This is a genomic window from Vibrio sp. S/42/10 (assembly GCF_029890535.1).
Classification (GTDB): domain Bacteria; phylum Pseudomonadota; class Gammaproteobacteria; order Enterobacterales; family Vibrionaceae; genus Vibrio; species Vibrio cyclitrophicus.
On the sequence record NZ_JAKMZC010000018.1, the window covers coordinates 48,764 to 62,825 of the forward strand.

The following is a 14,062-nucleotide window of genomic DNA, read 5'->3' on the forward strand; positions in this document are numbered from 1 at the left end:
TCTAGAAAGAAAAACTACACCGCTCTTGGCGTGGTATTGAAGTGACGCTTAAATTCACGGCTGAATTGGGATGGGCTCGAATAACCGACTCGACGTGCAGCATCGCTGATACGAAGGCCTTCTAGCTGAATCAGTTCTTTGGCTTTGTTGAGTCTTACCTTTTTCAAATATTGAAGTGGTGACTCAAAGGTGACATTACGAAAAGCATTATGGAAGGCAGACACACTCATGTTGGCTTCGTCGGCAAGCGATTGAACAGTGATGGTTTGGTCATACTCTTCATGCACTTTAGACAGCGCTTTAGCGACACGTGCGTAATGGCCGTCATGATGAGCTAAGTCAAACAGCACACGCCCTTCTGTACCGGTTAATGCGCGGTAGACAATTTCCGTCACCATGGCATCACCCAATATGTTGGCTTCGATGTCGCAATGCAGCATTTTGACCAACCGAGTAAAGCTCTCTAGCATCTGCTCTTCCATTGGCGTCGATTCTAAGCCACTCGAATTCTGTTTGTGCTTGTTGCAGTAGCTCTCTAGGAAGCCTTGGTCTTCGAGCTTTTTGACTAAGCTATGCAAGCGCTGAGAGTCGATACTGATCGACAAACCAAGCAATGGCTCACCATTAACAGGCAAGGCTTCGCACTCCAATGGCATTGGCACACCGACAACTAGATAGTCGCCCGCAGCATATGTGACAGGCCTGTCACCAATATAGATGTTCTTTTTACCTTGTCCGAGCATGATAATACCTGATTGGTAAGTGAAGGGTTGACGCAGATTCCCGACACTGCTCCTGTACAGCCATACACCGCCAATTTCAGTTTCTCTGATTCCTTCAAGATCATCCCAACCTTTGTGTTCTACATAAGACTGTAATAAATGCGCGAGTGTTTTCATAAGTGGCGACTTTCCATTCCAAGTGCTAAGAATATGTAAACTAGAGTAGATTAGAATATCAATTTTGTAGAAATAGGCAATTTATTTGGAGAATCAGCTCTTCATTACCCTGATTTACTGTACTAATATGCAAATATAGAAATTGAGCAATGAACCAAAATAATAAATTCAGCTTTACACAAGGAACTTAGAATGCAATTCACTTATGTTAATCCTACTGTTATCCACTTCGGTCAAGGCCAAATCAACGCTATCAGCCAAGCAGTTGATACATCAAAGAAAGTACTTGTCATCTACGGTGGCGGTTCAATCAAAAGCAACGGCGTTTACGATCAAGTAGTCGCTTCACTTAAAGATCACGCTTGGATTGAGTTCTCTGGCGTTGAAGCGAACCCAACAAAAGAAACATTAGACAAAGCAGTCAATCTTGCTAAAGAAGAAAACGTAGAGTTCATTATCGCTGTTGGTGGTGGTTCAGTAATCGACGGTTCTAAATACGTTGCTGCAGCGGCTAAATACGACGGCGACGGTTGGGACATCTTAGCGGGTAAACACCAGGTAACAGAAGCGACACCAATTGGCGCAGTACTTACACTTCCTGCGACAGGTTCTGAATCTAACATGGGTGCGGTAATCACTCGTAAAGAGACACAAGAAAAACTGGCCTTCATGAACCCTGCTGTTCAACCTAAGTTTGCGGTTATGGACCCAGATGTAATGAAGTCTCTTCCAGAACGCCAACTGATTAACGGTTTGGTTGATGCTTGGGTACACGTATGTGAGCAGTACATCACAATGCCAACAAACGCGATGGTTCAAGATGGTTACGCAGAAACACTGCTGAAAAACCTACTTGTGCTTGGCAAGCAATATGACGAGCGTGACAACGACGCATGGCGTGCAAACCTAATGTGGACAGCAAACCAAGCGCTCAATGGCTTAATTGGTACAGGTGTTCCTCAAGATTGGGCAACGCACATGATTGGTCATGAGTTCACAGCACTATGGCACGTCGACCACGCTCGCTCTCTTGCGATCGTTCAACCTTCATTACTTCGCAACCAAATCGAAGCGAAGCGCGGCAAGCTAGAGCAAATGGGTCGTAACGTATTTGGCCTAGAAGCAGGAGCTGATCTAGCAGAACGCACTATCGATGCAATCGAAGCGTTCTACCACAGCCTAGATGTACCAACTCAGTTCGATGGCTATGAAACAAATAAAACAGCAGCAGTCGATAAAGTTGTCGCTCAACTTGAATCTCACGGTTACCTAGAGCTGGGCGAGAACAAAGCGATCACGCCAGCAAAAACACGTGAAATCTTAGAGTCTGCAATTCAATAAGAATTGCTAAAACTATAAGAAAGATAGGGTAAACGATAAATCAAAGCTGATGCGGTCAGTGTGATAAATCACAAAACATGATTTATGCCGTCACACTGAACTAATTTCTTTATTATCTCGTACATCAAAAAACAGTGCTCAATTTGGGCGCTGTTTTTTTGTTTGCCCTACATGATGTTATTAAATTCTCATAAGCTCTTAATTTTATGTGCAATCACATTTCTATATTGTTAAGGTAAACCTGTCTCTTTACTAGGTATGAACAACGATTTGAACAATCTCAAGGAAATGGTTAAGTTTAAGTCACTTAACAAGTGGTATGGTGGTTTTCATGCCCTAAAGGATATCGATTTAAAGATTGAACAGGGAGAAATAGTGGTGATTTGCGGACCGTCTGGTTCGGGTAAATCAACCTTGATCCGCTGTATCAATCAGCTAGAACCCTTCGAGAGTGGCGAGCTTTCCGTGCTAGAACAAGCGCTCCCGTGTAAGTTCAACACTCCTGGCCAGGTTGGAATGGTGTTTCAGCACTTCCATTTATTCCCCCATCTTACTGTGCTTGAAAACCTGACTCTGTCTCCGATTCGTACGCTCAAGAAAAGCAAAGAAGCGGCAGAGAAAACGGCGATGCATTATCTCGAATGTGTACACATTGCAGAGCAAGCGAATAAGTACCCAGCTCAGCTTTCTGGTGGCCAACAACAACGTGTTGCGATTGCTCGCTCTCTTTGTATGAAGCCTGAACTTCTATTGTTTGATGAACCAACATCTGCGCTTGATCCGGAAATGATCAATGAAGTGCTTGATGTGATGGTTGAGCTTGCCAGTGAAGGGATTACCATGGTGTGTGTGACACATGAAATGGGCTTTGCAAAGCGTGTTGCCGACCGTGTCATATTTATGGATGAAGGACAAATCGTGGAATCCAATACACCACAATGCCTGTTCGAGAATCCTCAACACGAGCGTACTCAAGCGTTCCTAAATCAGATTCTGACTTACTGATGCTGCTTAAAATAGTGAAGCCTGCCCTATCTGCGTTAGTACAAATTGTTGTACTCGCGGCAGCTGTTATCTGGATCCTCGATTCTGGCGCACAAGCCATGGGATACAGCTGGCAGTGGGAACGCGTGCCCGACTACATTGCCTTTTATGAAGACGGCGAATGGTGGCCTGCAGAATTGATGGAGGGGCTACTCGTTACCATCAATATCTCTTTGATTTCTTTGGTCGCTACGCTAGTTATTGGTTTAACTACAGCTTTGCTACGAAATTCAAATTCCGTAGTTGGACGCACTTTAGCCACCAGTTATGTCGAGTTGATTCGCAATACCCCACTATTGGTACAAATTTATTTGCTCTATTTTGTGTTTGGCCCCGTATTAGGGCTGGATCGTTTTAGCACAGCCGTTTTAGCCTTAGCACTTTTCCAAGGTGCATATACCGCTGAGATATTTAGGGCTGGTCTGAACGGTATTGCAAAAGGACAATTTGAAGCCGCTCAATCTTTGGGCTTATCAAAGACCTATACTTATTGGGATGTGATTCTTCCTCAGGTAATTCAACGCACCTTGCCACCTTTGACAAATGAAGTCATATCTCTTATTAAAAATTCTTCGATTGTGAGTGTCATGGCAATTTTCGACCTAACAACCGAAGCCAGAAACATCGTTTCTGAAACCGCGATGCCATTTGAGATTTGGTTCTCTGTGGCGATCATCTATCTTGCTCTTACACTTTCACTTTCTGCCGTTGCAGCTTGGCTTGAGCATAAGCTCGGAGCTAACTGGCGAACACAATAAGGATTTATCAGCATGAAGCTATTTAAAACCGCAATTACAGCTCTACTTGCGCTTGCCGTAAGTTTGCCTGCACTTGCTTCTGAAACGCCAAACCTAGATAAAATCAACGAACGTGGCTCTCTACGTGTTGGTATGTCGACTTTTGTACCTTGGGCAATGCGTAACAAACAGGGCGACCTTGTTGGCTTTGAAATCGATGTGGCAAAACGCCTCGCTGAAGATTCAGGCTGGAAAGTTGAGTTCGTACCGACGGCGTGGGATGGGATTATTCCTTCTCTACTGTCGAACAAGTTTGACGTGATCATCGGTGGTTTATCGATCACTGAAGCACGCTCTAAGAGTGTGCTGTTTACTGAACCTTACTCTCATTCAGGTGTTCAATTAGCAGCAAACAAGGAACTAGCTGAAGGCTTTACACAGATCTCTGATTTCGATTCTCGTCGTGTGAAAATTGCAGCACGTCGCGGCGCATTCACGGTTCAAGTGGCTCGTGAAACTTTCCCGAAAGCGAAAGTACTTCAGTTCGATGACGATGCTCAAGCGTTCCAAGAAGTGCTAAACGGCAATGCACACGCGGTTATCGCATCTAGCCCGAAACCTGAGCACGAAACAATCAAAAACGCAGACACTCTATTCATCCCATTTGAAGAACGCCTATCAAAAGGTAATGAAGCATTTGCTGTGCGCCTAGGTGAAACAGACAAAACTGAGTTCTTCAACGCGTGGATCAAAGCACGTACTGAAGACGGTTGGTTGAAAGACCGTTACGAGTACTGGTTCTCTACTCTAGATTGGCAAGATCAGATTGCTCAAGGTCAGTAATCTGAAACTGAGCTCAGTTTTTAATATGAGCTAATCTGTCGAATCTAAATAAAGGCAGTGCGCTGTTTGCACTGCCTTCTCATCGAAAACTTAAGTAGCCTTTTTAAGTAGCTTTATTTGATTCGTTTTAGATCCAAGCAACAACCCAATAATAATTAATGTTTAAACAGGAATGACGTGAGTAGTACTAGCGCATTATCAACGCCCAAGCCCAACCTTCACACGAAGCCTAGGTATCAACGCCTCAATCTATTAGATGGAGTGTTGTTTGCCATCATTTGTGCGTTCGCAGGTTGGCTTTATTATCGTTCTTCTGTCGGTATCAACTATCAGTGGCGATGGGAAGACGCGTTCACATTAATTTTTATTCCACCTTCTCAAGGCAGTATTCCTTACTTCTTCCAAGGCTTGGTCGCAACATTGCGTTTGAGCTTGTGGAGCATGGTGTTAGCGCTCTCTTTCGGTACCCTGTTAGGGGTAGCAAGACACTCTAAGATCGCTTTCTTCAAAACACCTGCGTTGATTTTCATTCAATTGGTTCGAAATATTCCGCCATTGGTATTTGTGTTTATCTTTTACTTCTTTGTCTCTAACCAGCTGATCCCTCTACTTGGTTTAGAAAGCATTTTACGTGAACACAATGGAGAAATTAACGCTGTTCAAGATTTCCTATTTGGGCCCGCAAACCTTTGGGAAAACTTAGCCTCTGGTGTTATCTGTATTGGCCTGCTCTCTTCAGCTTATATCGCTGAAGTGATTCGAGCTGGTTTAGAAAGCATTCCTAAAGGGCAATGGGAAGCGGCTGATTCACTCGGGTTGTCGGCATTCTCTAAATATCGATTTGTAGTTGGCCCTCAGGTATTAACGGCGATTACGCCACCTTTGGCAGGTCAGGCAATTTCGCTAGTGAAAGACACCTCAATTGTGTCACTGATTTCTATTCAAGAGATGACGTTTGTTGGCACCGAAATGGCGAACTCTTCCGGTTTGATCTTCGAGATCTGGCTGATTGTAGGCGCGGTTTACTTCGCACTATGTTTCACCCTTTCACGTATTTTCAAAGTCATCGAACAACGTTCGAGTGTTTACCTTAACCGTTAAAATTAATGTTTATTTTCGCGTGAATTCGAGCGTCAGATCGATGGCCAACATCAACACCTAATTGATAATATTCATCAACTTAACCTGATTGGTTTAACTCATTGACCAATCAGGATTAATTCGCTAAAAACTATCTATCGAAACACAGCAAACCCCTCATTTAAACACTATACTTTCAGTACCCAATTTCATTGATTCTTCTCAAGGACTTCACTCAGCATGGACAATCATAAACAAAGAGCTTTTTGCGCCGTTGTGGGCGCATTGGTTGGAGACGCTGCTTCAATGGGGCTGCATTGGCTGTATGACCAAGAGAGGATCTTACAGGTAGCTGGCTTTGAGCCAGAATTTCGTTCGCCAAACCAGTTCGATTATCAAGACAAAGGATATTTCGCGCACCAAGGAAAAACCGCAGGCGATCAATCGCAATACGGTGCTCAGTTATTGGCGATGGTCGACAGCCTAGTCGACAATCAACAGTACAATGAAGCGAGTTACATTAAACACTTCCGCTTCTGGTTTGATTTTGGTGGCAGCTGGCAAGGCTACATTGATAAAGCCACTCGTATGAGCTTGCTGAACATACATCAATTAGAGCTAGCTGATGCCCCAATCACTGCTTGTGGCGCAGATGACACCCAGCTACCTGCTGTTTCAAAGCTAATTCCTTTGGTGGCGTGTACTTACACTTCTCACACTTTACCAGCGATGGTCGATAGCGCAGTGCGAGTCACCAACAGTAACGATAAAGCGGTAGAGTGGGCACAAGCCATCACACTACTGATTCAAGCTGCGATACAAGGTAATTCACCACTACAATCGGTAGAAATGGTAAGACAAACCTGCAGCAAGTTTATACACGATCAAATCGATGAAGCACTGGCTGAACCTGAGCTTTCAATAACAGATGCCGCGAAGAAGTTTGGACTGCATTGTGAACTGAGTGCCGCGTTCCCACTGCTGATTCGCATCATTGCGGGTGCTCAGAATTATAAACAAGGCATTCGCGACAACATCTTATGTGGCGGTGACAGTTGCGGGCGTGCAATTGTGATTGGCGCGGTATTAGCGGCGTGTTTCTACGAAGAAGATGGCGCGATTCCAACTGAGTGGCTTAGTAAGGTAAACCTTAATGGCGGTGTATTGTCTCTGCCGATTGAATAACATTTTTCGTTCAAGAATCAATGACTATGGCAATAACGTAAAGGTGCCATAGTCATCTAATCAACGAATCATCCAGTCAGCTAGCCTTCAAAATCACTGACTTCCCATTTATTGCTCACTTCGTTCGTCAACAATTCCTGAAAAGGTTCAACATCTTTCTGTTCCCACAAGTCAACTTGCACATTGAAAAAACGGTCTTTCTGTTGAGTCGCATAAACAAACAGTGGAGAGACCGTTACAGCGTTCTCCTTAATGGTATGCTCAATACCTAAGTCAACGCTAAGAAATGATTTACCACCATTGACAGCAAGGCCACGACGCATATTGCATCGGAACTGCGTTAAGATGTAATTTCCCGGTTTGATACCATCAAACAGTGCGTATTTAGCGTCTTCATATACAAACATACGTAGGGTTTGTGGTTCAGAACCAACCAAGTTCCCATCAATTTTTTCTTTTAAATCAAATACGAAGGTTTCACATGGGTATGTCGAGTCGTGCTTAGAGATAATCGTTGCAATAGCGAGTGCACCATTTCCCTGTGGTTCTGACAATGTATCTGTAGCTGTATTTGGAAGTGTTTTACAACCTGTAATCCCGATAGCCAATGCAGCAATTAAAAAACGTTTCATATAAAGCCTTTATTATTATCAATGAAATCATGCGCAGACACTATCATTAAAAACAAAGACTCCAACCACAAATTTATAAAAGAGTGATATTGTTAACATTGTTTTATTTATCAATAACTAACATAAAAAATCTCCACTTTGATTTATCCAATAGAGTCACTTTCAAGGAAGATCTCTTCAAGTTGTTCATTGTTAACTAAGAGGCGTTTGTAGATACACCTCCCATGTCTATGAATGCATTTTTATGCCAGTCGTTTAAATGTTATCCGTTTAAAGAATATCTATTTACGCCACATATAGACAAACTGGTCGTTTTGCGAGGTGATTTCAAAGCCAAACCTCAAGTACAACTCCCCAACTCGATTACCTTGTAAATAACACAACGCCACAGGCTTATTGAGTTTGGCTGCTTGAGCTAAGCAATCCGTTAAAACTTGGCTACCAATGCCCTTTCCATGATACTCAGGTAACAAAAAGAATCGGCAAAAATAGAAGTGATCGTCTTTGTCTTGAAGTAACACACTGCCAATCGCTTTGCCTTGATGTTCAATGATCTCGGGCCGTTCTTCAGCCCACTCTTCGGCGTGTATATCTCGTTGAACTTGCTCATCCCAACCAAATACAGCCTTGATTGGCTCAAACTCCGCGGCTTTTTTTAGATCGAACAGAAATTCATAATCTGATGACTGAGCGGGTCTTATCGAATACTTCAAAATATCTCCATATAAATCCTATTCCCGCCAACTAATCGTCTGACTAAGCCCTACAATACATGGTGTACTCTTGATGCCCTGTGTGCTCATCGGCTTGTTCACTTACGATCTTAAAACCTTGAGAAAGGTAGAACTCAATGGTCGCTTGATTCTCTTTGTACACATTCAATAACAAGTTCGGACATTCAAGCTTGGCATGTTGCATGAGCTGTTTCCCGATGCCACTCCCTTGATGCTCAGGGCGGACAAAGATCGCCGCTAGTATCCCTTCGTAAAGTGAATAGAAGCCGCGAACCTGACCATTGACTTGATACACATAGCTCTGTGATGCAGGAATATATAGGTCGCGCATATTAGCCACTTGCGACTCCCAAAACTCAGGAGTCACAAAGTCATGGGCTTTTATCGAGGCGGTTAACCAAAGATTTAAAACGGCTTCAATATCGGCTGGGTTGTACTCTCTAATCATCTTAATTCTCAGGCAATTAATATTGTTTAAACTGCGAACCAATATGCCAAGAAGCGACGTAAATTCATTGAAGATTTACGACAATGTCCCAGTCAGAATTATTGAACGGTAATGATAGACCAATACCATTGGCCGCTATTGTTTCTTAACGTATTTCGCCGTAACGAGCATTTCACCGCCACCATCCAGCTTGCAATCTAACTGATGATCTTTGCCTTCACTAATTCGTCTGATTACCGCTTTAGTGCCTATTTTCAGTACAGAAGAACTGCCTTTAATTTTTAGATCTTTAATGAAGGTAACTTTATCGCCAGTGTCTAATACAACACCATTCACGTCCTTTACACGCGCGGCTTCTCTTTCTAAACGCTCCTCTTCTGGGTTCCATTCATAGGCACACTCAGGGCAGATTAGGTTGTTTTGGTCTGGATAGACATATTCAGATTGGCATTGCGGACAAGGAGGTAAAGACATACGTTAATACTTAATTTAAATAGAATTTACGTCCATTTTAATGACTCTTGCTAGGCTTAGCGAGCACAAACCTAACAAATTATCTCAAGATAAACCTAACGTCGGAAAAGAGCGGCTCTGAAACGGACAAACACAGCCGCTAAGCTGTGTTTGTTTATGAATCGAGTGTGCCTGAGCGACAGTTGTAAGCTAGTCAGATTAACGCTCTACTTTTGGTGAGTAGATCGAATACGCCGTGATTTGTCCTGCCACAATCGCGGAGAACATAAACAGCGCCGATAAACCGATACTCGGGATCGGCAAGATTGATTGCTCAAACACAGATTGACTCGCACTCACCAATACTCGGCTACCCGGAACCAAGATGATGATACCCTGCACGATGTAAATAGAGCCGGTGAGCTCCATCTTTTTAGCAATCCAAGTTCCGTACAAAGTAATAAGAACCGTGGTTACCCAAGTACCCACAACCCAACCACTATCAAAACCAAGGTAGAACGGCCCCCACATGCCAAGAACCGCAACTGGCAAGCCAAGCAAAATGTCTTTAGGGCGCGCATTGAACATTACCCCGATAGACACAGAGATCAGCACTAAACCCGATATATGCATCCACGTGGGCACTGCATTGATATAGTCAATAGAGACCGCTTGTCCCCATATCGCTTCACCAATATTGAGACCCATGATAATCCCAACAAACAATTTGATTAGGGTTAAGGCACTCTGGCCGAGCAAACTAGTACCTGAAACTAAATCATTAAAGGCCAAACACTCTAAAGCGTTGGCTATAGATAAACCGGGGACAAACAAGACGATAGAGGCAATACACAACGCCCAAACAGGTATTGGTAGCCCTGTACTCGCTAAAAAAGCCACGAAGATACCCGTTAACAAAGCTGAGATGAACTCAACCGCGATAGCACGACGTGAATGAAGAACTTGCTGACAGACCCAAACCATTAAACCCAACAACGCAGAGAAACCGACCGCTTCCAGCGTACTGCCAACTAGCATTAAATACGCAGGTGGAATCCCCATATTGGCAAGTGCAGTCACAAATTTAGAGTAACCGACAGGCTCTGGGACTGGTTCGCTACTAGGCTGATTAATACGAATGATGGTATTGGCCAACAAACTCAGATTAATTGAAGCTGGCTTTAGACGCTTAAGAATTACGGCGTTGTTATCGTCTGGGAATTGATAATTGATCGCGGTTGGCGTCGCTTGAATCATTACATCAACGCCGTGCTTTTTTGCATAGAATTGTGTATATTTTTCAAGCTTATACGGAGCACAACCACTGCGGTGAAGAGTGTCACCAATTTCAACAATTTTGTTAATTCGGTACTGAGAAGGCATGGGAATTTTAGGCGAGACAAAATGTGCGGCAAATGTAGCAAACGATAGACGGAATGACGAGACTTTTGCGTGAATTATCAACTAAATTCGTTACTTTTTTCGTCAAAGACTTAGAAGCATCGATAACTCTACTTATTTGTAATTAGTTTAATGAATATAACGCATCGTTCGAAAGTTAAAACTATGCATCCACACTGTTATTAAAATACTCGAAAATTCGGTTTAGAATCAATTTGTGTTAACACACGTAACCTCGAACTTTGCTCTTACTTTGGACCTATTTGGGATATAAATGGCCACCAATGTAACTTTATCGAATCGAATGAAACGCTTCCCTATTACAAATAATGGTTATCTAGATAACGGTTATTTGAGAGCCTCCTGCTTAACGAGATTTTAGTCACATTTTATTCACTCTCAGGACGCCAGATATGATTGAAAAACTAGCGGAGTGGTGGTTATGCGAGCACTTAGAATAAAAATGAAAGAAAAAGGTTTCGTTTTCAGTTAGATGTGTCATTATCAAACTCGTTAAGACGATGTGCGTACATCGTATAATGGCTATTACCTCAGCCTTCCAAGCTGATGATGCGGGTTCGATTCCCGCTGTACGCTCCAGTCTTCTTGATGCCTAAGTCTTACTCTTAAGACAGTGTGCGTGCATCGTATAATGGCTATTACCTCAGCCTTCCAAGCTGATGATGCGGGTTCGATTCCCGCTGCACGCTCCAACTTCTGTTTAGTTACAAATCTCTTTAGTTACACTATCCCTTTAGATTCAGCATCTCCTCTTAGCTTCAAAACCTAAAACAATTAAAACTACGCACTTCATTGTGTGATTCTTTGTATTGAAAAAGAGCAAAACCAAATGGTATTACTCTTTGAATATTCTTAATTTAATTGATTACCTCAATCAAGCTGCCCTTCATCTAAAGCAGAAGTAACCCATACTAGCGGCGCATTCCAGTTGATGGTTATCTCGTTCAACGTCCAAGCTCCAATATTATCGCTGTAACACGTTTGTCCAACACACTTACCTTTCATCACAGCGGCAATAGGATCACTAAAACTTACCGAATTTGGGCCTCCAATTAACGCACCCGGCGCTGGTTTTGGTGAACTTTCATCAGCAGCGTAAGCCCAGAATCGATGATGAGGATTCTCAGCAGGTTTCGTTCCATAACCAGTAACATAAGAGATATTCATCGGGTTACCTCCGAGGATATAATCCATCGCACTAGCCGCCGCTTTGATGTATCGAACATCATTAGAAAAATCGTGAGCGTAAATCAAAAAAATACTTCGGTTTACAAGGTTGGAGTTTGAGCCCCAGGAATACTCTTCGACTGTATAAGGGATGTTGTAGCCTTCATTGGCAACTTGCTTAGTATAAGATTCTGCCGTTTTAATGATGTTCTTACGTGCTTGTTCAATAACTTGGTTGTCCAATGAGTTAGGTACCACGGCTAAACTCACGGTGCCCGCAGGCGCTATATACTGCCAATACATGTCACCATCGGCATTGATATTACCTTTAGGCACTTCAAGATAGTGTCGCGAATCAACCAATACCTCTTTATAAGCCTCATCATTGGTTGTGATAAAGAGCTCGGCCGCAGCCCAGTATCGCTCATCACTCAATTCGATATCATCATACGGCCCTGACCCCGTGAAGTTGTCGTAAGCATAGATATCTTGATGTTGATTTGCGGCGTTCCACGCTTTGGTCGCTGAATCCAAACATAACTGCGAGAAATCACTGTCGATATCTTTCCAAATACGTGCACACTGAGCACCAATGGCGGCCAAATTCAATGAGGCCGCTGTCGTCGGATAACCAACATAGCGTTTCTGAGTATCTTTGTGTGGCGGTAATGGCATGCCTGTCCAAGACTCATCCGCGATCTTGTGAAAAGCCAACCCTCTCGCGTTAATTTCGGTAAGTTTGAGGTTTTTACTCGCAGACTGATTACCAACAGGAACGGCGATAGGCGTGTCAGAATCAACTTGCATCGCTAACATGAACTCTATGTTCCAGCGAGCTTCAGACAACAACGGGTTAACGCCATTGGTTGCTTCAGGGATTTTTACTTTGCTCTCTGAAAAAGGAAGTGATTTGTTCTCTAAGAACTTCCCTCGCTCAAATAGGTTCAAGAGTGTCCATGTTGAGATGCCACTGTTCACCGTATATTTACCATGATCGCCTGCATCGTACCAGCCACCGGTCGCATCAATCGTCAGATCGCAGCCAGGCCATTTATTTCCCCAACTATCGACGTTATCAAAACATGTTGCAGTATCGGACATGTGACCCCCGGGCCTCGCAAGATCCTCACGTTGAACAAACTCTGGCTTTATTTCAATGCCGCTGCGATTTTGATAGAAGTAAGACAAAGCATCGAGCTTCAACTTACTATAAACATCGTTTCGAATATCGAACGGATAACTGACATCATCGCCGACTTCGATCGTTAAGCCTTTCATTGTGTCTGTATAGTTTGAAAGATTAACTCGGTGAATGTGCTCACCCGACGCTTTATTCAGGCCGAATACTTCAGTTTTACCAAGATCAAGGCTGATCCCGGAATGAGATATTAATGTCCATTTCAAAGGTGTCGTCGACGTATTTTCAACGAAGATAAATTTATCGGATTGAGGTAAGAAGCCAACTTGATTGGCTCGAATAGGCATCTTAGTCGCCACTTTTACAAATGGCTTACCTACGACAGAAACATTGTCTACACAGATGATACCTTCCTTCTGTGCGCCTAATTGAAACTGGAATTCTGTATCGGCGTCACTATCAAGTTCGTGTACAAAATCAAACGTATAGCTTTGCTTGTCTGTTGATATACCCACGTCACTTAGAAAATAATGCGTATAAGGAGGCCCTTCATGTTGGATCAAGGCTTTCATCTCAGTATCAATATTCGCATATGCATCGAACGATACCTGATATTTCTGACCTTGCTCTAAGCCAATACCGCTATGGCCTAAAATGATATCCCAAGAATTTTTTCCTGGGTTTTTAATATCAATACACGCTTCATTACTTTCTGTAGCTATGTTGGCGCCAGCATTCCACCAACCATCCATATTGCCTTTAAAGTGACTATTTCTAATCTGCTCTTCTGCGTGAATAGCTCCAGAAGATAAAATCATGATAATCGCGAGAGATAACGTTCCTTTTTGCATCATTATTCCTTAGAGATGTTTCATATATCCAAAGAAACTAGCGAAATAGATTCAATAATAGAGCGTTAACATTCGCAAAAAATGGACT

The 14,062-nt window shown here is 43.0% G+C and carries 13 protein-coding genes and 2 tRNA genes; 8 read left to right on the top strand and 7 right to left on the bottom strand.

What is annotated here, in order from left to right; translation table 11 throughout:
• Positions 1-14 precede the first annotated feature (14 nt).
• Entirely contained in the window at positions 15-899 is an 885-nt protein-coding gene (locus tag L8S15_RS17840; protein WP_010430267.1) for an AraC family transcriptional regulator, read from the bottom strand.
• 192 nt (positions 900-1,091) lie between these two features.
• On the opposite strand from L8S15_RS17840, the gene L8S15_RS17845 reads away from it, so the two are divergent.
• From L8S15_RS17845 to L8S15_RS17870, 6 genes are all read left to right on the top strand, one after another.
• Positions 1,092-2,240, top strand: a complete 1,149-nt coding sequence (locus L8S15_RS17845) for an iron-containing alcohol dehydrogenase (RefSeq protein WP_010430270.1) — start codon at positions 1,092-1,094, stop codon at positions 2,238-2,240.
• Positions 2,241-2,498: 258 nt separating this feature from the next.
• Positions 2,499-3,245: an amino acid ABC transporter ATP-binding protein gene (locus tag L8S15_RS17850; protein WP_016768142.1), complete on the top strand. Its 747-nt coding sequence runs from the start codon at positions 2,499-2,501 to the stop codon at positions 3,243-3,245.
• Positions 3,245-4,042 carry an amino acid ABC transporter permease gene (locus tag L8S15_RS17855; RefSeq protein ID WP_010430277.1) on the top strand — a complete coding sequence of 266 codons (798 nt, stop codon included), beginning with the start codon at positions 3,245-3,247 and terminating at the stop codon, positions 4,040-4,042. The genes L8S15_RS17850 and L8S15_RS17855 overlap by 1 nt, the downstream gene beginning before the upstream one ends.
• A gap of 12 nt (positions 4,043-4,054) precedes the next feature.
• Positions 4,055-4,864: a transporter substrate-binding domain-containing protein gene (locus L8S15_RS17860; RefSeq protein WP_010430279.1), complete on the top strand. Its 810-nt coding sequence runs from the start codon at positions 4,055-4,057 to the stop codon at positions 4,862-4,864.
• A 177-nt stretch (positions 4,865-5,041) separates the two neighbouring features.
• A complete protein-coding gene (locus L8S15_RS17865; RefSeq protein WP_029189487.1) occupies positions 5,042-5,965 on the top strand; it encodes an amino acid ABC transporter permease in 924 nt (307 codons plus the stop codon).
• Between the two features lie 219 nt (positions 5,966-6,184).
• Positions 6,185-7,129: an ADP-ribosylglycohydrolase family protein gene (locus tag L8S15_RS17870; RefSeq protein ID WP_280574497.1), complete on the top strand. Its 945-nt coding sequence runs from the start codon at positions 6,185-6,187 to the stop codon at positions 7,127-7,129.
• Between the two features lie 80 nt (positions 7,130-7,209).
• On the opposite strand, the gene L8S15_RS17875 is transcribed toward L8S15_RS17870, so the two are convergent.
• The 5 genes from L8S15_RS17875 to L8S15_RS17895 all read right to left on the bottom strand — a co-directional run bounded on the left by L8S15_RS17875 (position 7,210) and on the right by L8S15_RS17895 (position 10,779).
• Complete coding sequence (locus L8S15_RS17875) at positions 7,210-7,761, bottom strand: hypothetical protein (RefSeq protein ID WP_010430287.1); 552 nt, start codon at positions 7,759-7,761, stop codon at positions 7,210-7,212.
• 281 nt (positions 7,762-8,042) lie between these two features.
• Positions 8,043-8,474, bottom strand: a complete 432-nt coding sequence (locus L8S15_RS17880; protein ID WP_010430290.1) for a GNAT family N-acetyltransferase — start codon at positions 8,472-8,474, stop codon at positions 8,043-8,045.
• Between the two features lie 43 nt (positions 8,475-8,517).
• On the bottom strand, positions 8,518-8,943 hold the full coding sequence (locus L8S15_RS17885) for an N-acetyltransferase (protein WP_010430294.1): 426 nt from the start codon (positions 8,941-8,943) through the stop codon (positions 8,518-8,520).
• Positions 8,944-9,078: 135 nt separating this feature from the next.
• Complete coding sequence (locus tag L8S15_RS17890; RefSeq protein ID WP_010430297.1) at positions 9,079-9,417, bottom strand: zinc ribbon domain-containing protein YjdM; 339 nt, start codon at positions 9,415-9,417, stop codon at positions 9,079-9,081.
• Between the two features lie 198 nt (positions 9,418-9,615).
• On the bottom strand, positions 9,616-10,779 hold the full coding sequence (locus L8S15_RS17895; RefSeq protein WP_010430301.1) for a threonine/serine exporter family protein: 1,164 nt from the start codon (positions 10,777-10,779) through the stop codon (positions 9,616-9,618).
• A 543-nt stretch (positions 10,780-11,322) separates the two neighbouring features.
• Between L8S15_RS17895 and L8S15_RS17900 the strand changes: the two genes are divergently transcribed.
• Positions 11,323-11,397 (top strand) — tRNA-Gly (locus L8S15_RS17900).
• 38 nt (positions 11,398-11,435) lie between these two features.
• Positions 11,436-11,510 (top strand) — tRNA-Gly (locus L8S15_RS17905).
• 178 nt (positions 11,511-11,688) lie between these two features.
• Here L8S15_RS17905 and L8S15_RS17910 read toward each other — a convergent pair.
• A complete protein-coding gene (locus L8S15_RS17910; RefSeq protein WP_280574500.1) occupies positions 11,689-13,974 on the bottom strand; it encodes a glycoside hydrolase family 9 protein in 2,286 nt (761 codons plus the stop codon).
• Positions 13,975-14,062 lie beyond the last annotated feature (88 nt).